This is a genomic window from Prevotella vespertina (genome assembly GCF_009728485.1).
Classification (GTDB): domain Bacteria; phylum Bacteroidota; class Bacteroidia; order Bacteroidales; family Bacteroidaceae; genus Prevotella; species Prevotella vespertina.
Genome location: NZ_VVIQ01000002.1, coordinates 193,785 through 213,013 on the forward strand (window position 1 = coordinate 193,785; position 19,229 = coordinate 213,013).

Genomic DNA, 19,229 nt, shown 5'->3' on the forward strand with positions numbered 1-19,229 from the left:
TCCAATTTTTAGACTTCTTCTACACATACATCTTCTTGCTTCCAACTGTCACAAACTAATAACAATTTCCGTAATTCTTTCTGCCGTCTGGGACTATGATTTGTATTCCTTAAGTCGTCAGAAACATACTCTTTTAACTTGGATAACAATTCTATTATAGAATATTCTTGTTCTTCATATTCTGCAACCCAATCAGTTTCTGTGGTGTCAACCGAGCTACATGCTCCGAGCTCATCATCATAATCTGAATCTGCACTATAGTCGGTTGTTGCAAGTGTCACTTTTCTTGTGACCGTCTCAGTTATCTCGCAATCCCTTGTTATTACAGATTGCTCTTTTTCATTCCAAGGAGCACTATTTAATTGGCTCTGTGACATCATAGGGTAATTACAACTCATAGTATCTCCTTATCCTAAAATTTTTGATAATCTTACACTTGCTATAAAGAAACGCATTTTCCATTTCTTTGGAGTAAACCTGAAAAGTAAAACAAGGTAAACACACCCAGCTACTATCAGAGGTAAACTATCACTCACTAAACAAATGAAAAATGGAGATATAAAAAAGCTCCCAATAACGTAATTTCTAATTGATTTCATTGCTCTTTACTTTTAAATAAATTCATACATTGGCTTAAGACCATTTATAACACGCTTTGCATCAGCAATACTGGTAAACTCTTTCTCAAAATCATTATCAATGATTACAGACTCTTGTCCAAAACCATCAACTAATTTTGTGAGAATATGATTCTTGTAAGAAATCTCTTGAACTTTTTCTAACTTTTTCATTGCTCTTTTGTTTTAATTGTTATTGTTTTATTATTACATTGTAAAGGTAGTCATTTTATTTGATATTACCAAATATAACTACCTAAAAATCAAGTAGTTACATAATATTTAACTTTTGGATTCTCTTTTTTCTTAGCTTCCTCTCATTATCTACTTTGTATGACCAATTAAGTGCTGCGTTAAGAGCAGATTTACACAAATCCTTTTCTTCTTTGGTTTCGCAATACTGATTAGTTCTCACGAGGTCCATTACAAATAACAAATCCAACATGCCTATTATATATATTTAATCTAATTATATTTATATGAACTATTTAATTACTTCTATGATAGTCTTAATCTTTCTCATCAGAACGGCATATTAGCCTCTACCTGCGATTTTTCATCTAATTCATAGAATTGAGTAAATCTGCCGTCGAACCCAACAAGTGAAGTTCCTACACCAACACCACGCCCTTTTGCGAGTATTAATTTTGCTGTACCATGAGTATCTTGGTCGCTGAAATCTCCTTCATATCTGATATTGCTATTTGGGTACGCCTCTGGTCTGTCAATCAAAACAATATTATCGGCACTTTCCTCAATCTGTCCTGAACCACGAAGTTGCTTAATATCTGGGTGTTCCTTTCCTCTTGATAACTGAGATAAGAGTATTACAGCAATTTTACATTCCTTTGCAATATTCTTTGCCGCACGTGCCATATATGCTAAACTTGATTCTACGTTGTCTCCGACTTGTGAGTAAATCTGTAGATAGTCTATCACGGCTAATTTTATACCCTTTGTTCTTACAAGCGTCCTAATAGACCTTACAGTATTATCAAACGAAACAGTTGCTCTTTCATCAATATAAATCGGCAACCCTTTTGTCTCTCCAATAGCCCTATCAAACTGTTGCAACTGAAAACTCTCAAGTTTGCAGTTAACAATCACGCTTGATGAAATACCAGCTTTCCCGCTAATAGCTCGTGCAGCCAACTCAGATTTTCCCATTTCAAGAGAATAATAAGCCGTCGGTTCTCCCTCACCTGCTACTTTTGTAGCTATATTCATTGCTAAAGAGGATTTTCCAACTCCTGTAAATGCAGCAATAATTGTCAACGTAGTAGGGCGCAAAAGATAGTAAGCATCAAACAGCTTAAATCCTGTTGTTAGACTTTTCTTCTTTCCTTGAGCGTTGTCATTAACAATCTCAACCAACTCGTCGATAGAATCATCAAAGGAATAAATGCCATTATCAGCAGTATCACTCTGCACGTCACTAAGAGAATTCATTGTGTTATTAACAACCTCATCGAAATCCTCCATAGGATCAAGAACTTTCTGCGAAGCTAATTGAAGCTGTACCCAAAGTATACGTTGTTTCCACATTCTGCGTATTCGCTGAATATCCTGTTCTAAGGTTTCAACACTTGTAAACTTAACGATATTAAGGAAATCTAGTTCACTTAGCTTAAAGTTCAACTCATGAGTATTGGCATAATCAACAAGTGCCTTAACATCAGTTATTGTGTTTTGACTTATAACGCCAGCTATACACTGATAAATAGATTGATTAATTTCTGTGTAAAACATTTCTGCATTTAACATATCGCTATACTCATTAAATTTCTCGTTATACCGCATCAACGTAGCGAGTACAGCAATCTCTGTTTCAACACTATGTGGTTGAACCTGCTGTTCTCCGATAATCTTAATTTTTTCTTTTGATTTCATTGCTCATTTATGTCTTTTATCTTAAAATTCGATTTTTACCATTTTTTAGCCCCGTAGTAGCTTTATTTCTTATTTTTGATATAACTATACTATTATAAATATATCAGTCTTTTAAACAACTTTGTTTTGTATTTTACGTTCACTAATAATAATATCTAAGAATTTTCCTACATAATCAGAAAATTTAACCTCAGTATATCTGCATCGTTTCCCATCAAATTCTCGTGCCATCCAAATATTCTCATTATAATTCACTTTCTTGACAAGAAAATAATAATCTCCAGCTAATCCTGCCATATAACCTGCAAGGGAAAGTAAATTCTTATCGAAGTTACAAAGATGATAGGGGGTAATTGTCTTATCACTTGTCTTCCTATACTCACAAATGACTGAATAAATCTTTGCGTTACTTTCATCTGCGAACATGTCGGTTGTGATGCAATACCTACAATCAGCGAACCAATCAATCCCAAAAGTATTCAGAAGAGTTCCTATGATGATATTTTCAATTTCCTGTCTCCGTGTCATTTTCTAAAGCTTTCTCCTGTGAATAAAACTGGTCTAGTGAGATAACGAAGTCTATCAAGTGTACGTTCTCCATACTTCTCACATATCTCGTCAAGAGTGAGGTTAGTTGTTAGAAGCAATAACTGCTGTCTTTTTTCTGCCAGGCTGATGACTTCTTCAAAAACGTTATGAGTTTCTCCGTAAATCTTACCAACGTCTTCTACTCCAAAGTCGTCTATGAGTATTGCGCAATCGCATTCTCTCAAAAGCTGTCGTTTGTCGTTTATCTCATAGCCATCAAACTTAATCAAGTTCTTACGAAGATAGTATCTGAAAATATTAGGCATAATCTTTTCGCAGATAAGCGATTTACCACGTCCGCACTTTCCGTAACATAAAAGACCTTTATGCTTGTTATCTGTGAGCCAGTCTGCAATATCGTCATACTCTTGCACCCATTGTGCATCTTCGCCAACAAAGAAATTCAAACCACGCTTTAATACGTCTTTTGCATTTTCAAGGTCGATGTTGGTTATTTTCTTTTTCTCGATACCTGAAAATATTGATTGCTCTTTTATTACTTCCATTGCTTTATTTTCTGATTTAAATATTTATCATCCGTGTTGTTACGTAGGATAATTCCGATTTGCCCTTTACCTTTTCTAGCTTGCGCAACCAATTCGTTATATTTAGAACTTATATTTGGAACAGATAAATTTGCAAGCATCCAATTATCTGTTATCTTATCAAGAAATACTTGTAGAGCATCTATCAAGTCTTTACCTGAAGTTGTCAACCCTCTATGCTCTCGTGAAAACTTCAACTGATTAAGCAAACGTTTCATTTGAGCACCATCTGCTGCTTTCCAGTAATATTTTTCACCTGTCTTTTTCTCAAAGTATGCTTCAAAGATATTTCGCCCTTGAGTTACGATTGTTGGCTCTTTCTTAGACTTAGTTTTCGTTTTTTCTTTTTTCACTTCTCCCAAGTCCAAAGCGCTTGCGCTTAACCCTCCGTTAGGAGAAATATTCTGATATTGGTAATCTAATATACTGGTATTATTATTCCCTTCCAAATTTGGAGGGGTTACCCTTTCATTTTTGGAGGGGTTGCCTTCCAAATTTGGAGGGGTGTCGTCATTTTTGGAGGGGTTGACACTGTGCCAATATTTAGAAAACGATTTCCCAAGACGATATAGCGAAATCCTATTCTTGATAGATATTTCATCATCGCACTTTTCAATTAATCCTACACGTACAAGGTTTGAAATATGTCTCCTTATGCTGCTATCAGAGTTGCCAGATAACATAGGTAATTCTTCTCTAATCTTAGAAAATGATATCCAAAAATAATCTTTTCCATGAATAACGTGCTTAGATAAAGCCCCTTCTAAAATAAAGTTTTTCATAAAACTGAAAACCGCCATATCGTCAAATGACAAATTCCAGCCATTTTCAATAACACTTCTCTGGTTTATGTTAATCGTATATTGCATAATATACTCCTAAAACATCAACGCCCTTAACTTTCAGTCCTAATGTCGCAAACGGACTTACTCATTAAGGGGTTGATTGTATATGTTCTTTTCATTTGGTTGCGACTCCAATAATAAAAATTTCTGTTATTCGCTTGTAAAGGTAGTAATTAATTTTATATTAACCTAAGATTAAACTAACTAATTTCTTTTAGCTAACATTTTTTCAGATATTGACTCTTATTCCCTTTAGCGAACTAAGCCGTTTTACTTCTGCCGTATAGTGTTTTATCATTGCTTCAAGCTCAAAATCTGACCAGTGCTTTGCCTGATGCGCCTTAGCTGAAAGCAACTCAAATCGCTGCATACCAATCTTGCGTATTAAATTAGCTTGATAGGCTATTAGGTGGTCACTCGAAAATCTGTTACAACCTCTACACTCGGCATGACAATCATCTTCGTCAAAACGAACAGACATATTTTTCCGGCTAAAGAAATGACCGCAATCTGCCTGCTCAAACGGCTTTATCTGACCACACGAAATACATTTGAAGTACCCACTCGGCATAGCATCACGTAAACGGATATATGCAGAAAAAACTTTGTCAAGTTTCTTAGTAAGATTGGGTTTACTACGTGTAGATTTCTTTCTATGCGGTTTTTCTTCGCTGTGAGCGTCCTTTGTCTTCCTTTTGAAGTAGTATTTGTTCATCATCGAAATATCGTCTTAAATCGCTTATTTTCGCCTAATTCTATTTCACTCATTTTGCTCTCGAAAATAACCTCGCATCCGATTGCAGTTGCAACCATAAACTCAGTGTAGCACCCTTGTGAATGGTTCCATTTATCCATCATGAAGATACAATCGCAATCAGTGAGTAACAGAATATCTCTCTTCATGTGTTGAGCTGTTGTTGCATTCAGAGGCAACCCATTCTCCATAGGGTTGACAACTTCGTAGCCTGCTGCTTCAAGCATTACTTGTGCAGCTTTGAAAGCCTTTTTTCTCTCCTCCATATCCTTACCACTGATAGGACCAGACAGATAACATCTATTCTTTTTCTTCATTTCTTTTTCTTTTTAGCATTTCAATTTCATCTTTCAAATAGAACATAGCTTTCTCCATATCTTCTATTTGTTTATCTCTATCGTTCATACCTTTTTCGTGCTTTAATCCAGCACGCCAAATGTATTTGATTACATTACCGATATTAAAATCATAATGACGAACAATGTCTATGCACTCAATACCGCTTGGGTGTTGAGTATAGTGTGTCGGATGATTTACGCTACTTTCCTGTTGAGCCATATCCGCCTGTTCCCCTTTCTGTTTTAGATAATTCTTCGACTTCTTCAAACTCTATCTGTGGGTATGGTAAAATAATCATTTGAGCAAAACGATCACCGACCTTGTAAAAATTGCCATCAAAAAGCGTCTTTAAGAACACTGCTGTTACTTCGCCACGATATCCACTATCTATTATTCCACACGAATTTGTTAACAATAAATCCTTACTTGCATTGCTGCTTCTTGGAACGATTAAACCGAAATATCCTTGTGGTATTTCAAAGGCAAACCCGCAATGATAAATAACTTTATCGCCTATCTCATCTATACTTGTAACTGTTAGGTCAAGCCCAGCATCACCATTTTTCGCATAGTGAGGAATAGATACGTTTTCTACTAATTTCTTAATCTTTACTTTCATATTTTCTCATTTATATTATCATAAACTTCTTTCTGTAAAACTTTCCAACAACACTTGGCAACCCACCCAACCATATATGCAGCATGCTCATCGTGTGTCAGACTGTATTCAATTCCCAACTCATTGAAAATAGCATTTGTTGCATGCAGGCTTTCGTGTGCTATATTTTCGACAATATTGCTTCCACAGAGTTTGGAGCAGTCATAAAAGACTACCAATACTCCATATTTCCCTGTCTTCTTACTCGCTATACATGGATAAGTAGTAGCGTATGCGTCTTCTGATTTCTTAAAATCATAGCCTCCGTAAGTTGTAAATTTGTCTTTAACATCTTCCCAACTTGTTGCTATCCACAACTGTCTGCCGTATATTTCAATATCAAATTCTCTAATCATTTACGTTTACTTATATGCTTTAAGTTCGTTATAATGTTTCTCACTCACAAGGAACACGCCTCTGCCATTAAAACGTAGCGCATAGTATTTTGCTTTACCGATATGGTAGCGTATGTTAATCGCATCATCATAAAATCGGACATAATCCTCGATACTACAAAGCGTCATTGAATAGTCATACATCCTGCACTCTGCACGTCCGCCCCACTGCTCAAAGAAGTTGTATATATCAATCTCGTCTGGAAGTTGAATCCTTTTAGCTGTTTCATACATATCACGTTCAATCTTTTGTGTAAAATGCGTAAAGTCACGCAGCATATCCAAAATATCACTCATTCTAAAATATTCTATTAGTTAAAATTTTTCCATTACTTTTCACACACCAAAGTTGAGAGTTTGGCTTCTCAACATCTATCTTCAAATCAGAAACCTTGCCGAAACGCTTATAGTTACCTGCTAAGTCAATAACCCACCCATCTTTGTCTTTGAAAGGTCTGATACACCTACCAACAGCTTGATAATACCATGCAAGCGATTTGGTCGGACGTGCTAAAATAACAGTGTCTAATGCAGGGAAGTCAAAACCGACAACCAAAACTCCAACATTCGCAACAACCTTTATTTTCCCACTTTTGAAATCATTTAGAAGTTTCTCTCTTTCTACTTTCGGAGTTGTACCTGTAACAATAGCAGCGGAAACTCCTTTTATCTTTAACTTCTCAACAAGGTTCTCAGCTTCTTCGACAAAGCGAGTAAAAACTAATACTCCTTTGCGTGGAATACCATTCTTTGGTTTCAGAACTCGCAATGTTGTAGTTGTGAGCTTATCAAAAAAGCCGCTTCTTTCATATTCAAGTTTCAAAGACTTCTCATCATAATCGGCACCTGTTGAATTACTTATAACGTTCTCAATATTGATTGCAGTTAAATCGTAATACTTTAAGTTTGCCAAATACCCTTTTGCAAGTAAATCTGATGTTTGACAGACGTATAAAACCTCGCTAAAAATGCGTGGTCGTGTACGAGTGAGAAATTTCAGCATTGAGCCATTCATATACGAACTAAGACGATATGGTGTTGCTGTTAATCCTACGACCTGCCTATCTTGTGAATTGATGAATTTCTCATACATTCCACCTCTGCTATTAACAACATGAACCTCATCTATAAGCACATACTTGAAATGCTTGAAATCATTCATGTGATTCATTACGCTTCTGATAGTGGCAAAGGTGATTCTATTGATATCCTTACAACCGACAGAAGCAGAATAACAAGCGCAATCAAGTATTCCATAACTCTGTAGCTTTTCAAAGTTCTGTTGCAATATTTCCTTTGACGGGCAAAGCACAATCAGTGGAGAATTTAACCTTGAAGCTATATCAGCTATAATTAAAGACTTTCCACCACCAGTCGATACTATTATTATCCCATTCGATTTCTTAGAACTTAAGAAAGATTTAACAGCTGCGTCTGATGCTTGTTTCTGATAATCTCGAAGTGTATATTTCATTGCTCTTAGTGTGAAAAGAGAGGGGGTGTCTATTTCGTTCACCCCCTCAACTTGGTTTACTTAATCCTCATCGCCAAATGGCAAATCATCATCTTCTTCCTGCGCTCCATTTTCGTTCATAGCAGGCTTTTCTACCTCTGGGAATTCAATCCCGAAAAGTTCTTTCATAGCTTCACGGTTTACATCCTCCTGTGACCATAACGTGTTGCGATCCCAATCTGGTATCTTCTGTGTTTTAACGAGCTTCATTTCTCCATCTACCCATGAATAGAATAAGAAATAGCCGTTGAGCGCAATGCGAACTGTTTCAGTGGAAGACAACTTGATATCGGTCGTTCCCTCTTTTACTCTTGCTGCCAAATCAGCGATTTCTAGTAAAATAGAGTTGTACGCTTCCTCAGCATTCTTCTTCATTGCCTTGATAGCTTCAAGTGTTTCCTGCAACTCCTGTTTACGCTTAGGAACATCGTTCTCTTCTTTCAGACAATACTCTTCACGAATCATTGCAATTTCGTGAGCATCATACTGACGAGTAGCCAACTCTCCTTCTGGGAACAAACAATTGAATTTCTCACGAAATACTTTCAAAACTTCTTTTGAAGACTTGGCGCCTTTGCAAAGCACCATAACATCCTTAAATTCTTCTTTTGCTTTGTCGTCCAACACAAAGTCAATCTTTGCTGGGCGATACTCTTTTAAATCTGCGAGCATAATTTTAATTCTAATTAAATTTTATTTAAACTTCCAATAATATCCTTCATGAGACTTCCTTTCACCTCGACAACATGAATTGACATTGCCTTGGTTAAACCCTTGCCTTTTTGCTTCTTGGGCAGATGGGAAAGATATTTCAGAGCCATCAATCATTGAGATTCCAATTACAGGTTTACTATATTTTTTATAATTTCGCATTTTTTCTGAAAACCTTTTTTGCTTAGTACCCCAATTTGCATTCTCTACCCTTGTAACCCATTCAAGATTGCAAACTCTATTATCTGTCTTTATTTCGTTAATATGATTTACCTCTTGCTTTTTATTAGGATTAGGAATAAAAGCTAAGGCGACTAAACGATGAACTCTTAGACCTTTAGTAACTCCGTTCTTTGAAAGATACACTTGAAGGTAGCCGTCTCTTGTCTTTTGCTGACATAAAAGTTTTTCTTCTACTTTAATATTTCTCCCTCTGTCATTTTTGTATCTTTCAACACTCTTAACCTTTCCATTGGAAGAAACTTCGTAGCGTCCTTCATATCCACTTACGCTTTTCCATATCTCTTTCATTATAAAAACTCTTTATTTTGTTCAATAATTTGTTGAGCATAAAATAGCATTTCAGTCTCTCTCGGTTCTGGCAGATATATTCCAGCGACAGAACTTGAATAATTGCGAAATCTCTCGATAGACAATGACATTTCAGCCTTATCTAAACTTGAGGAACTTCTAAGGTATTTCACCTCTTTCCCGAACTTATTTTTTCTTGTCCTGACAAATATATCCTCATTGCACTTACGCTTATAAAAGTCTATTTTTGCCTCATCTAACGAGCATCCATATTCGCTTCCAAAAAATCCAAGGATAACATGCAGATATGAATTCTGTGCCAACGAGCGAGTAGTTAACTTATTCTTCAATTCGACATAAGCTTTCTTACGCTCCATATCCTTGCACTTCTCTTTGAACTTTTGCAAGTCATATTCATTCGAGAGATTATACAGAGCCATTTTTAACCAACTTATAATTTGCGAAGTGAACTGGCCTGCCAGTGATACGACTGACAGACCTTATAGTTTCTGTAATGATATTATATCCATCATTACGCAAATCAGAGATACGAGCACCAAGACGATAACATCCATATTCTCGTAAAGCAGTAAGAGGCTCTATACTACCAAACTTTTTCAAGTGGTCGAGTATAACTTTCTTTTGGGATAACTTTTCTTCCATATCTTAGAAAGGTAAATCATCTTCGTTTTGAGAAGCTACATTACCTTGCTGACTTTGACTCTGTTCATTCGTACTATTTTGCACTCCTTGCGAAGTAGCAGGCTGACTATTACTTGGTTGCTGATAGTTTCCGTTCTGTCGCTGATATGGAACAATGTCATATCCTACAACTGACGTGAAATAATCTTTCTTGCCATCTTTCTCGAAAGACCTACCATTAAGAGCGAAAGAAATTGTAACCATGTCACCAGCTTTGAAACTGTCTAACTTTGGAATGTTTCGCATTACAAAGTCAAAGGCTGGATAGTTCTCAAACTTTTGCCCTGTCATAGGGTCATAGTGAGATGCGTCAAGCACAATACGCCTCTTTGTAAAAACACCATTATTCTTTGTAGGAACATCAACAGCGTTCTCTATCAAAAGAATTTTTCCGCTTATTTGATTTGCCATATTATTCTTCGTTGAAAATTTTCTTGTTTGTTATTGAACTCCTATTATCCTCAAGGAACTCACAAAATCGCTCGCAAATTTCTTTCAGTAATACTTTGCTTTGCTCGTGATCATACTGGTATACTTCTGGGTACTGAACCCCTGTAATGAGAGGTGTTCGACTGGTACCGCCTTTCAAAGTGTATGCAGTGAATTCAAAAGAGTTAATCTCAGTGCACATTCCACTTTCAATGAGTGTGTATGGATATGCGTGTCTTTGCCAGTACTTAGCATACTTACCGAATTCATACCGAGAAGTGGTCTTTAAGTCATAGACCTTATTTTCTCGCAACTCGTCTATGTATCCGTATAGTTCAACTTCGCCAAACTTAGTATCAATAGTAGCTGATGTAAACACTTGACTTAAAGAGCCCTTGAAATACTCTGCAACAGACTTACAGAAAGGTATGTCAAATAGGAACTCGAAACAATCACATGCAGCATATATAAATGTCGATATGGCTTTCTTACATAGAGCTTCGCAGTGAGGTAAATCATGTTCTGGGATTATTGGAATTATCCCATCCAACTTATTAGCAATGCGGACATGGTTCCTATTCCGTGCATTAAACAAATCTGTCCCACTTGTTATAGTTTTGATAATAACGTTATCATTCTCACTTCCCCTATTGTGGATAATACAATCAATGACTTCATTAAAAGCGGTACCCTTGCTTGCAGCTTCTGACGGCTCATGTGGCACTCGGTTAATAGCATCTAATAACTCTTGCTTTAGAAGAGCGTCCACTTCTTCTTGTGAGAAGTGGAGCGTATCTTCTGTTTCAGAGTAATTCTTATGCCATTTACCTTCTTCATCTTGATAGAAGTAATCCTCTGCTTGAGTGTCCAAATATGTTTGAAAGCGGTCAAGCAGAGTAGCATAAAATCTGTATTTAAGCATACATCTTACTCTTTTTGTTAAACTTCAAACCTAACTTGTCACACTTTGTTTTAACAAGCAAACCAATCTTAAGTTTGCTGTCCCAAATCTGCTTTGTTTTTGCAAATGACTTACAGAAATCATTGGCAGTGCTCGCATCAACAATAGCTTCAACTTCCTCCTTAGCAGACTCAATTAATTCGTCATATTCCTTGCGAGTTTCTCTCTCACTCTTTAAGTAGCCATGATAACTATCAAAGATGTTCGTAAGGAAGCGGTTCTCTCCTGTAACAGATCCCTGTTCGTTAATGATTGTAGGAATTTCCATTGCATTCGGGAGATTGCAAGTATTCTTGGTGTATGCTTTTTCGTTCACACCCCAATATACATATCTCTTCTCTCCGTAGGCTTGCATATATCCTACCAAGTCCAACTCCTTGATAAGGTCACCAACAGAACTACCACCCATTTCTGGACGAACAATCTTTTGTTCTCCATCTTTGTCCTCTCGTTCGTGGGCGATAAAAACAAGGTTCTTACCCATCATGCTCACCTGCTTCAAGAAGTTGATAAACATATTCTTTCTTGCTCCAAATCCTTGAAGTGAAAGACTGCCATCACGCTTTGCCATCTTTGGCTCATTCTTAATGATGTAAGCTGACATAAAATCGAGGGCCTTGCCTGCTGTATCAATAACGATTGTCTTATACTCAGACAAGTCTTCGTTGAGAGCAGCGATAACATCATCCCATTTTTCAACTTGCAGTGTTGGGACTTGGAAAGCTCCATTTACACGTTGTACACCGCCATCAAAATCCAACAAAACAGGACTTGGTGCTGATAAGCCTAACGTAGATTTTCCCATACCAGGTGCTCCATAGATAAGCACCTTAATTGTGGAGTTAATAGCCAACTCCGAAGGCTTCTTAAATAAACTCATTGCTCTTAGTGTGTTTAATTAAACAAATTATTATCATTCGCATACTGAATAAATTCAGACTTTTCATGTATTCCCAATTTCAAGTAAACCGACTTGATATGGTTCTTAACCGTGTAAGGAGAAATGTATAACTGTTCAGCAATCTCTTCCTTACTAACACCTTTGTAAACAAGTTTCATTACTCGCAATTCTTGTTCAGATAACTTGGAGTTGAACTTAGGTGAACATATAACTCCCTCGTGCTTACACTCACCTCTTAAAGGGCAATCTACTTTTTCAAAGTGATATCTACCACTTATATCAATATCAGAAGATGTACAATCCAATTTGCCAAAATTACATTTACAAAATCTTCTAACCATCAAATACTGATAATAAGGGACATTTGCACTACTTCTTGAATATTCCTTTGAAAGAGCTTTGTAAGCAGCAGGATAACATTCTCTAACTTGTCCTAATACAGAACCTATTAGTTCTGTGTTAGACTCGTTTACAACTTGATTTTTACCATCTTCGGATTTACACCAAAGTTCTCCGTCAAATATGTAAAATTCTACTTCTCCCATAACTCTTCTGCTGGTATGCCTGTAAGCTCCACAAGTACATTGATATGTTTGTCGTTAGCTGGCTTCATCCCATAGAATATCCAATTTCTAACAGTAGCCGTAGATACACCAGTCTTTGATACAACTGTGTTAATAAAATTCGTTTTAGGATACTCCGCTTCTGGAAGTTTCTCATAATATCCCTGTAGGGTTATTTTTTCCTTGTTTTTCTTCATACTTTTGTTTATTTCAAATACTTTATTTATATTTGCACTGTTGTAATTAATATTATAGTGCAAAGGTAATAAATATATTTAGATTAAACTTAGAGTAATCTAAATAATTTCTTACTGTTAAGATATTTTAATATATGAATAAGGTACAGAAAAGGTTAAACGATTTTATATCATATCTCGGAATGAGTGTGTCTCAGTTTGAGCAAAGCATTGGTGTCGGAAACGCCTTCGTTAAAAATACTAACGAAAGAATGAGAAATAGCTCTAAGAATCTTATAGCAACTCGATATCCTGAGCTCAATATGGATTGGTTAATGAAAGGTAAAGGTGAGATGCTTAAACCAAATAGTAATACACTCAACTCTTATGGTAACAATTCTGCAAACTCCATAAATGGTAACGCATCCGTTACCAACAACAATACTGTAGAGCGTACAAAAATACCTTTCTACGAGGATATATCTACTATTGGAGGCACCAATTCTATGATGGCAAACGAAGTCGATAGTTATCACGTAGAATACATAGACGCTGGTGATTGGTTTGGCGATGCTACATCTGCAATAAGACACTATGGAGACAGTATGGTAGAATACCCAAGCGGATCTATACTTGCATTGAAACGTGTAAAAGACCACAATTTACTTATATGGGGGCGCAACTATTGTATTGAAACATCTGAGTTTCGAATAACTAAACGACTACAAGACGGAGGAGATGAGTTTGTTTTCGCATATAGTTCAAACACAGAAACTTATCCAGACGGAACGCTTGTGCATTCTCCTATAAAGATTCCTAAATCGTCTATAAGGCATATCGATATGGTTCTCGGATGCGTAACAAAAGAATATAGCAACAGTATAATGTAATGGCAAAAATAAATTCAAATGGATAGCAGTCCGCTAATTCCAATAATGGTAGTAGCACACAGGTGACTGGTCATAGCACAACTGTAAATAACTTTGCTGTTTCAGAGAATATGGAAGACTTCTATAAGTCAAGCCATATTAAAGCGATTGATATCATAAAAAGTCAAAGACTTGTAATAAGCAAACTACAACATCAAATTGATAGAATGCAGGATCAGATAGACAATACGCAAGAGATAAAAAACAAACTTGTGATTATGCTAATGAAACTTCTAAACGAAAAATAATATGCGTTTAAACTCTCCTGAAGCAACAGCTATAACCAAACGTTTCTTTATTGCTATTGATTATCTAATAGCAAAGAGAGAAATACGAGGCTTAAACACTTTTGCTAATATGCACAACTTAAATTATTGGAACCTATACACACTCAGGAAAGAGCCTGAACGTAGAGTATTAAAGGTTGATTATATTGCTTTTTTAGCAAAGGACTTCAACATTTCTCTTGAATACCTTATATTTGGCATTGGGTCAATAATTAAATAACAAAAAAGGGAGCACCTACTTGGCACTCCCTTTTGAAATTCTGTACTTTTGAATAACGATGTTTAGAGGAATATTCATCAGATTGTTTGACCTTGCAAAGTGCATAAGGTCGTAAAAGTCTTGCTTGCTCATTGCTGTTTAAGTCTTATTTGTTCGCCAATGATGGCATGGTTAAATGTTTCTTTGTTTACTTTCACTCGGTGCGTCTTCACGCTGTCTTTGACATATAGGATGAAACTTCTCGGAACGGAGCGGAACTCGAAAGGAAGTACACCTTTGTCGATGTGTTCTATTGCGTATTCTGTTTCGCCCTTTGCGATAACAACTCCCTTAATTACTTGTCGCTTGCATGATGTAACGAACACGAAGGCAGATAGGGCAATTAATAATGTAATCATTCTCATGCTATTTGCTTTTTTGTTAAACCTAATTCCTTTGCGAACTCCCGAAGTTTTGTCAGTCCACAACCGATTGTATCAGCGAGTTCACGATTTGTTTTTGTAAGATAATTCTCTTTGAGATAAGCCACCTGCGCCTCCGAAAGAACCATCTTGTTATGTTCCTGTCGATCATATTGCAGAATAGCTTTGTCGGCAACAAGTTTTTCCTTCGGGTTAAGGCTAAGAGCCTCTTCGCTGCTTGCTTGAAGATTCTGCTCGGATATAAGTTTTGTTTCGATAATATCAAATGCTAAGCGACAATCTTTATCCTTGTTAAGGTCGATTCCTCTGCAATCGTCACAGATAGTATCTTCAACTATTTGCCACGCTTGCCGAACAGGATGCAAACGTGCTTTCTCAAATGTCTTCACAAGATTGATAGGAGGACATGGCGGCCACGCTTTGAAGAATTTATCGAATAACTCAACGGAGTAGTTAATCATTTCGTAAGCTGTCAGAATATGCGATTTCAGTTCGCTATCCGCTATCTTATTCCTATCAAGCACCCGTTTGATAGATTGTCGCAGGATAATGATATGCGGCTTTAATCGTTCGTTCACACTATCGAGGAAGTCCATATAAAGCTGCCGTCTATCATGCTCTTCCGAACGCATGTCAGCCATATTTGCCTTGTCAAACACTTCATAACGGCTCAATGCGTCCTTGCACGCCTTCTTCACTCTCTGCCGATAAAGATTTGTTTTCTTAATCTCATTAATAGCGTCAAGCATGGTGCTGTGTGCAACATCATTCGTTCCGCCCACGATGACATGAAACCATGATGAGATAGTATTATACATTTCTTGCTGACTATTCTCATCAAGACAAAACGACTTGACAAATTCCTTTGGATTTAACAACCCTTGTTTAAAACTATTCATAGCGATACTTCCCTATATGATTAACACTTTCAGCAGCCGTACTCCCATACACTTGCCATTTACCTGAAGCATATTGACAAATATGGTCGCCAAGAGATAGCGTTGTGCGTCCCTCTGTGGATTCTCGATACAGGGAGGCAACAGGCTTATTGTCCTTATCCTTCGCAATACCACTTATGCACGGGAGGTTAAATATATCATCAATATTCTTCCCATCAAAATGAATATCTAAAACTACTCTCATATTATCCTTTATCATTATAATTTAAAATAAGATTAATACACACGCACAAAGGGGTTATTTCTTCTTCACGCCCCATTGCTCGAAAATCTCCTTCTCCACCTCCTTGTAAGGTCTGTTATCATGGTAAGCGTCAAGCCGTGCAATTTCTCTTAGCCGTGCGTGTAGGCAACGTGGGAAAAATTTACCATTGATATTTGATGCTTGATTTACAAGTTCTGCTCGTCTTTTTGTATAATAAATGCCCATTTTCTTTTATCTGATGATTAATTGGAGTGATATACACCACTCACGTTTACGAGTGGTGCGTGTCACAATTGTATATCGTAGGATATATTCCCCTCTCTACTCTCCTATCTCCTCGTGGTACTTTCGCAACGTTTCTTTCACACGCTTTGCAGCTTCCGTGGCTTGCTCTTGGGTGTGAAAGTAGTTAAGCGCATTGTAGAGTAAATCATCGTCCCAACCGTTATCATCTCTATACGCTTTGACTTTGACATTCGCTTCTATCATAAAGTATTCTTCGCCTTTTTTTGCTCTCCACCTAATATTCTCTACTCGCTTCTCTTCTGCATTCCATTGTAGACCATTTTCTTTCATCAGGTCAAAGAGTTCTTTCTTTTCTTCTTCTGTGGCGTGGCGAAATGCGTCCTTATTCCATTTTTCATTACTACTATGATTAGTATTGTAATGAGTGTAAAAACGGTTACTATTGTCTTCGTGCATTTCTTTAAATATGACTATTGTACTATTATATACAGAGCAAAGCACGTCCCCATTCTTGAACTCTTGCACTTCTTTCTCAAAGACTACACTTCCGTCCTTAATAGTTGCCTTGCAACCATCAGGAATGGTGATTGTATCACCGCATTGTAATTCTACTTTCATAATACTTTTATTTAATTAGAATAATAATCTTTCTGTGTATTTCTGTTCTTTTCCAAATGAGTTATAAAACTACTAATCTCTTTGTTTAACAATTTCAGCTTATCAACAAAATCGGTAATGCTATCATCTTCTGTCTTGTGCAGGCGGATAGACCAGTTGCAATCTGAGATTTGTAAGAATGTATTATGCATCTTTTCTCCATGCCATGTAGTACAACCATCAAAACAAATAACATTACCCGTTGACGGTGGACTTTCCTTGTTTTACCAAGTCCTTTTATTGTATGTTTCTATACATTTCATAACCCCAATGCTTGTTTAATTCGTTTCTTATAGTCATCGTTTGCTGCGTCCATCGCTTCCTCTAATGTGCCGTACCATTGGATTGGCGTTTCGTAGGAGGTCGCAAATGCGTATCGTGGTTCATCTACTGATGCAGATTTATAGATATGATAGATAAACTCAAATATTCCATTGTCAGCTATCAGCCCCTCTCGTGTTTCCTTAAATAGAAGTCTTGGCATATTCTCCACCACGCTCTCACGCCCTGCGTTGAAAGCTGCCTTGATGTCGTTTTCTTGATACAAAGGCATATCAGGGAATTTGCCATCCTTGAATCGTATAGCGTTCTCTTTTGCCTTAATGAGATACTCTTCTGCTAAATCTTTCTGTGTCATTCTATTCCTCAACTTCCTTAAATTCACCATTAACAAGTTTGTAGAAGGTATCAGCCTTGATACGTTCGCCATCTACTTTTTCTGTTTTTACACAGATAGGAGTCCAAACGTCATCAACGTAATTCCATTCTGCAAGGGTGATCCAGCTGCCAATCTTAGCCTTAGCAATAGAATTGTTACCAGCTGCCATAACAACAGAGTGATTTCCTGTACTCTCAATCTGAGCAGAGTAACCACTTGAACCAATCTTAGCAGAGTAACCACTTGAACCAATCTGAGCATAGTCACCACTTGAACCAATCTTAGCAGAGTAACCACTTGAACCAATCTTAGCAGAGTAACCACTTGAACCAATCTGAGCATAGTCACCACTTGAACCAATCTTAGCAGAGTAACCACTTGAACCAATCTGAGCATAGTCACCACTTGAACCAATCTGAGCATAGTCACCACTTGAACCAATCTGAGCAGAGTAACCACTTGAACCAATCTGAGCAGAGTAACCACTTGAACCAATCTGAGCAGAGTAACCACTTGAACCAATCTGAGCATAGTTGTTACCGTTATCATTTAAGTCCGTCTCTTTTTTTAGCTTAGCTGGCGAAGTGATATCTTTTATCCATTCAACTCCAAGGTTAATAATGTCTGCTAATTTCAGCTCAGCCTTTACCTTAATCCTTGAAGAACAAACTTTCGTTGAGTTTTCTTCTTTGTTAATTTCTCCAGATTGCTCTACCTCTGCAAAACGAGAGTTAAGCATATCGTAATGGTCAAACACCTCTAACGGAGACTCGCAAGCGTGAAATCCTCTCTCACAGCACGCAATTCTTCCGCTCATTTCATACTCTTTGCCGACTTCGTACTGAAATCCTCTGCACTTCAATTCCTTGTCAAAGCCTTTATAGGCAATAATTTTCTTTTCCATATTGATTTTGGTTTAGTTAAAGACTTGCGTTTTTCAAAACATCATAAGCATTACACTTCCATCTTCCGTTCTGAGAAGAAGATGCCTTATTATACCTTATTAAACCTTTTGCACAAAGCTCTGTAAATCTACGTAAACCTCCAACAATAGAAACAGACTCATCCTTGCTAAAAGATTTATCGTTTAAAACTATTTTCAAAATCTCTTCATTCATTGCTCTTTTATTACTATCTTTGTATTGTTGTATTTAATATAGTAATGCAAAGATAGTGATTTTATTTAGAATAACCTAAGATTAAACTAAATAATCAATCTGTGTTATGATATTTTAAGATTTCAAACATACATATAAACAAAGAAAAATGTGCTTATGCGTATCCAATAAATAAATTAAAACAACGAAAGTAACTAATATATAATAGGTTAGGCAAGTTATGGCACAACACTTTTAATGTTGGGGTCATGGGTTCGAGCCCCATGCGGATCACAAGAAGGTATGTCATTAGACATACCTTTTTTGTTTATAGATACGAAAGAGACGATAACAAGATTCTTTAAAAGTAAGAGAAACAACTCTCCAAATACTCCTTAAAAAGCAAAATAAGCAAGAACTAGTGTGTAAAC

General features: G+C 36.7%; 31 protein-coding genes and 1 tRNA gene. 2 read left to right on the forward strand and 30 right to left on the reverse strand.

Going from position 1 to position 19,229, the window contains the following annotated elements; genetic code table 11:
* Nucleotides 1–8: 8 nt before the first annotated feature.
* The 22 genes from F0475_RS02325 to F0475_RS02430 form a co-directional block, all read right to left on the reverse strand.
* A complete protein-coding gene (locus F0475_RS02325) occupies nucleotides 9–398 on the reverse strand; it encodes a hypothetical protein (protein ID WP_155715216.1) in 390 nt (129 codons plus the stop codon).
* Between the two features lie 213 nt (nucleotides 399–611).
* A complete protein-coding gene (locus F0475_RS02330) occupies nucleotides 612–791 on the reverse strand; it encodes a hypothetical protein (protein WP_155715217.1) in 180 nt (59 codons plus the stop codon).
* 348 nt (nucleotides 792–1,139) lie between these two features.
* Nucleotides 1,140–2,507, reverse strand: coding sequence for a replicative DNA helicase (locus tag F0475_RS02335; RefSeq protein ID WP_155715218.1), 1,368 nt, complete (start codon nucleotides 2,505–2,507; stop codon nucleotides 1,140–1,142).
* A gap of 111 nt (nucleotides 2,508–2,618) precedes the next feature.
* Complete coding sequence (locus F0475_RS02340; protein ID WP_155715219.1) at nucleotides 2,619–3,035, reverse strand: hypothetical protein; 417 nt, start codon at nucleotides 3,033–3,035, stop codon at nucleotides 2,619–2,621.
* Nucleotides 3,032–3,601: a P-loop NTPase family protein gene (locus F0475_RS02345; protein ID WP_155715220.1), complete on the reverse strand. Its 570-nt coding sequence runs from the start codon at nucleotides 3,599–3,601 to the stop codon at nucleotides 3,032–3,034. Before F0475_RS02345 ends, F0475_RS02340 begins: the two co-directional genes overlap by 4 nt.
* Complete coding sequence (locus tag F0475_RS02350; RefSeq protein WP_155715221.1) at nucleotides 3,592–4,509, reverse strand: hypothetical protein; 918 nt, start codon at nucleotides 4,507–4,509, stop codon at nucleotides 3,592–3,594. The genes F0475_RS02345 and F0475_RS02350 overlap by 10 nt, the downstream gene beginning before the upstream one ends.
* Nucleotides 4,510–4,714: 205 nt before the next feature.
* Nucleotides 4,715–5,203 carry a recombination protein NinG gene (locus F0475_RS02355; protein ID WP_155715222.1) on the reverse strand — a complete coding sequence of 163 codons (489 nt, stop codon included), beginning with the start codon at nucleotides 5,201–5,203 and terminating at the stop codon, nucleotides 4,715–4,717.
* Nucleotides 5,200–5,556 carry a DUF4406 domain-containing protein gene (locus F0475_RS02360; protein WP_155715223.1) on the reverse strand — a complete coding sequence of 119 codons (357 nt, stop codon included), beginning with the start codon at nucleotides 5,554–5,556 and terminating at the stop codon, nucleotides 5,200–5,202. The genes F0475_RS02355 and F0475_RS02360 overlap by 4 nt, the downstream gene beginning before the upstream one ends.
* The gene (locus tag F0475_RS02365) at nucleotides 5,540–5,797 is read right to left on the reverse strand and encodes a DUF3310 domain-containing protein (protein ID WP_155715224.1); all 258 of its coding nucleotides are present in this window, start codon (nucleotides 5,795–5,797) and stop codon (nucleotides 5,540–5,542) included. The genes F0475_RS02360 and F0475_RS02365 overlap by 17 nt, the downstream gene beginning before the upstream one ends.
* A complete protein-coding gene (gene dut, locus F0475_RS02370) occupies nucleotides 5,778–6,197 on the reverse strand; it encodes a dUTP diphosphatase (protein WP_155715225.1) in 420 nt (139 codons plus the stop codon). Before dut ends, F0475_RS02365 begins: the two co-directional genes overlap by 20 nt.
* Nucleotides 6,194–6,592, reverse strand: a complete 399-nt coding sequence (locus F0475_RS02375) for a hypothetical protein (RefSeq protein ID WP_155715226.1) — start codon at nucleotides 6,590–6,592, stop codon at nucleotides 6,194–6,196. The genes dut and F0475_RS02375 overlap by 4 nt, the downstream gene beginning before the upstream one ends.
* A gap of 6 nt (nucleotides 6,593–6,598) precedes the next feature.
* The gene (locus F0475_RS02380; RefSeq protein ID WP_155715227.1) at nucleotides 6,599–6,928 is read right to left on the reverse strand and encodes a hypothetical protein; all 330 of its coding nucleotides are present in this window, start codon (nucleotides 6,926–6,928) and stop codon (nucleotides 6,599–6,601) included.
* 1 nt (nucleotide 6,929) lies between these two features.
* Nucleotides 6,930–8,105, reverse strand: coding sequence for a DEAD/DEAH box helicase (locus F0475_RS02385; protein WP_155715228.1), 1,176 nt, complete (start codon nucleotides 8,103–8,105; stop codon nucleotides 6,930–6,932).
* 60 nt (nucleotides 8,106–8,165) lie between these two features.
* Nucleotides 8,166–8,816 carry a hypothetical protein gene (locus F0475_RS02390; protein WP_155715229.1) on the reverse strand — a complete coding sequence of 217 codons (651 nt, stop codon included), beginning with the start codon at nucleotides 8,814–8,816 and terminating at the stop codon, nucleotides 8,166–8,168.
* A 21-nt stretch (nucleotides 8,817–8,837) separates the two neighbouring features.
* Nucleotides 8,838–9,386, reverse strand: coding sequence for an NUMOD4 domain-containing protein (locus tag F0475_RS02395; RefSeq protein ID WP_155715230.1), 549 nt, complete (start codon nucleotides 9,384–9,386; stop codon nucleotides 8,838–8,840).
* Complete coding sequence (locus tag F0475_RS02400; protein ID WP_155715231.1) at nucleotides 9,386–9,826, reverse strand: hypothetical protein; 441 nt, start codon at nucleotides 9,824–9,826, stop codon at nucleotides 9,386–9,388. The genes F0475_RS02395 and F0475_RS02400 overlap by 1 nt, the downstream gene beginning before the upstream one ends.
* Complete coding sequence (locus tag F0475_RS02405; protein WP_155715232.1) at nucleotides 9,813–10,049, reverse strand: helix-turn-helix domain-containing protein; 237 nt, start codon at nucleotides 10,047–10,049, stop codon at nucleotides 9,813–9,815. Before F0475_RS02405 ends, F0475_RS02400 begins: the two co-directional genes overlap by 14 nt.
* 3 nt (nucleotides 10,050–10,052) lie before the next feature.
* Nucleotides 10,053–10,499, reverse strand: coding sequence for a DUF3127 domain-containing protein (locus tag F0475_RS02410; RefSeq protein ID WP_155715233.1), 447 nt, complete (start codon nucleotides 10,497–10,499; stop codon nucleotides 10,053–10,055).
* 1 nt (nucleotide 10,500) lies between these two features.
* On the reverse strand, nucleotides 10,501–11,439 hold the full coding sequence (locus F0475_RS02415) for a hypothetical protein (RefSeq protein ID WP_155715234.1): 939 nt from the start codon (nucleotides 11,437–11,439) through the stop codon (nucleotides 10,501–10,503).
* Nucleotides 11,432–12,358 carry an ATP-binding protein gene (locus tag F0475_RS02420; protein WP_155715235.1) on the reverse strand — a complete coding sequence of 309 codons (927 nt, stop codon included), beginning with the start codon at nucleotides 12,356–12,358 and terminating at the stop codon, nucleotides 11,432–11,434. Before F0475_RS02420 ends, F0475_RS02415 begins: the two co-directional genes overlap by 8 nt.
* Before the next feature lie 14 nt (nucleotides 12,359–12,372).
* Nucleotides 12,373–12,924, reverse strand: coding sequence for a response regulator transcription factor (locus F0475_RS02425; protein WP_155715236.1), 552 nt, complete (start codon nucleotides 12,922–12,924; stop codon nucleotides 12,373–12,375).
* Nucleotides 12,912–13,139, reverse strand: a complete 228-nt coding sequence (locus F0475_RS02430) for a hypothetical protein (protein ID WP_155715237.1) — start codon at nucleotides 13,137–13,139, stop codon at nucleotides 12,912–12,914. The genes F0475_RS02425 and F0475_RS02430 overlap by 13 nt, the downstream gene beginning before the upstream one ends.
* 134 nt (nucleotides 13,140–13,273) lie before the next feature.
* On the opposite strand from F0475_RS02430, the gene F0475_RS02435 reads away from it, so the two are divergent.
* A complete protein-coding gene (locus tag F0475_RS02435) occupies nucleotides 13,274–14,008 on the forward strand; it encodes a hypothetical protein (RefSeq protein WP_155715238.1) in 735 nt (244 codons plus the stop codon).
* Nucleotides 14,009–14,682: 674 nt separating this feature from the next.
* Here the strand turns inward: F0475_RS02435 and F0475_RS02440 are convergent.
* From F0475_RS02440 to F0475_RS02475, 8 genes are all read right to left on the reverse strand, one after another.
* The gene (locus F0475_RS02440) at nucleotides 14,683–14,952 is read right to left on the reverse strand and encodes a hypothetical protein (protein WP_155715239.1); all 270 of its coding nucleotides are present in this window, start codon (nucleotides 14,950–14,952) and stop codon (nucleotides 14,683–14,685) included.
* Nucleotides 14,953–14,954: 2 nt separating this feature from the next.
* Nucleotides 14,955–15,875, reverse strand: coding sequence for a hypothetical protein (locus F0475_RS02445; protein ID WP_155715240.1), 921 nt, complete (start codon nucleotides 15,873–15,875; stop codon nucleotides 14,955–14,957).
* On the reverse strand, nucleotides 15,868–16,119 hold the full coding sequence (locus F0475_RS02450; protein WP_155715241.1) for a hypothetical protein: 252 nt from the start codon (nucleotides 16,117–16,119) through the stop codon (nucleotides 15,868–15,870). The genes F0475_RS02445 and F0475_RS02450 overlap by 8 nt, the downstream gene beginning before the upstream one ends.
* A 54-nt stretch (nucleotides 16,120–16,173) precedes the next feature.
* On the reverse strand, nucleotides 16,174–16,365 hold the full coding sequence (locus F0475_RS02455) for a hypothetical protein (RefSeq protein WP_155715242.1): 192 nt from the start codon (nucleotides 16,363–16,365) through the stop codon (nucleotides 16,174–16,176).
* A 96-nt stretch (nucleotides 16,366–16,461) separates the two neighbouring features.
* Complete coding sequence (locus F0475_RS02460; protein WP_155715243.1) at nucleotides 16,462–17,004, reverse strand: hypothetical protein; 543 nt, start codon at nucleotides 17,002–17,004, stop codon at nucleotides 16,462–16,464.
* Nucleotides 17,005–17,302: 298 nt separating this feature from the next.
* Entirely contained in the window at nucleotides 17,303–17,680 is a 378-nt protein-coding gene (locus F0475_RS02465; protein ID WP_155715244.1) for a BTB/POZ domain-containing protein, read from the reverse strand.
* A 1-nt stretch (nucleotide 17,681) separates the two neighbouring features.
* The gene (locus F0475_RS02470) at nucleotides 17,682–18,605 is read right to left on the reverse strand and encodes a DUF7666 domain-containing protein (protein WP_155715245.1); all 924 of its coding nucleotides are present in this window, start codon (nucleotides 18,603–18,605) and stop codon (nucleotides 17,682–17,684) included.
* 16 nt (nucleotides 18,606–18,621) lie between these two features.
* On the reverse strand, nucleotides 18,622–18,819 hold the full coding sequence (locus F0475_RS02475) for a hypothetical protein (protein WP_155715246.1): 198 nt from the start codon (nucleotides 18,817–18,819) through the stop codon (nucleotides 18,622–18,624).
* Between the two features lie 207 nt (nucleotides 18,820–19,026).
* On the opposite strand from F0475_RS02475, the gene F0475_RS02480 reads away from it, so the two are divergent.
* A tRNA-Lys gene (locus F0475_RS02480) sits at nucleotides 19,027–19,092 on the forward strand.
* The last annotated feature ends 137 nt before the right edge of the window (nucleotides 19,093–19,229 follow it).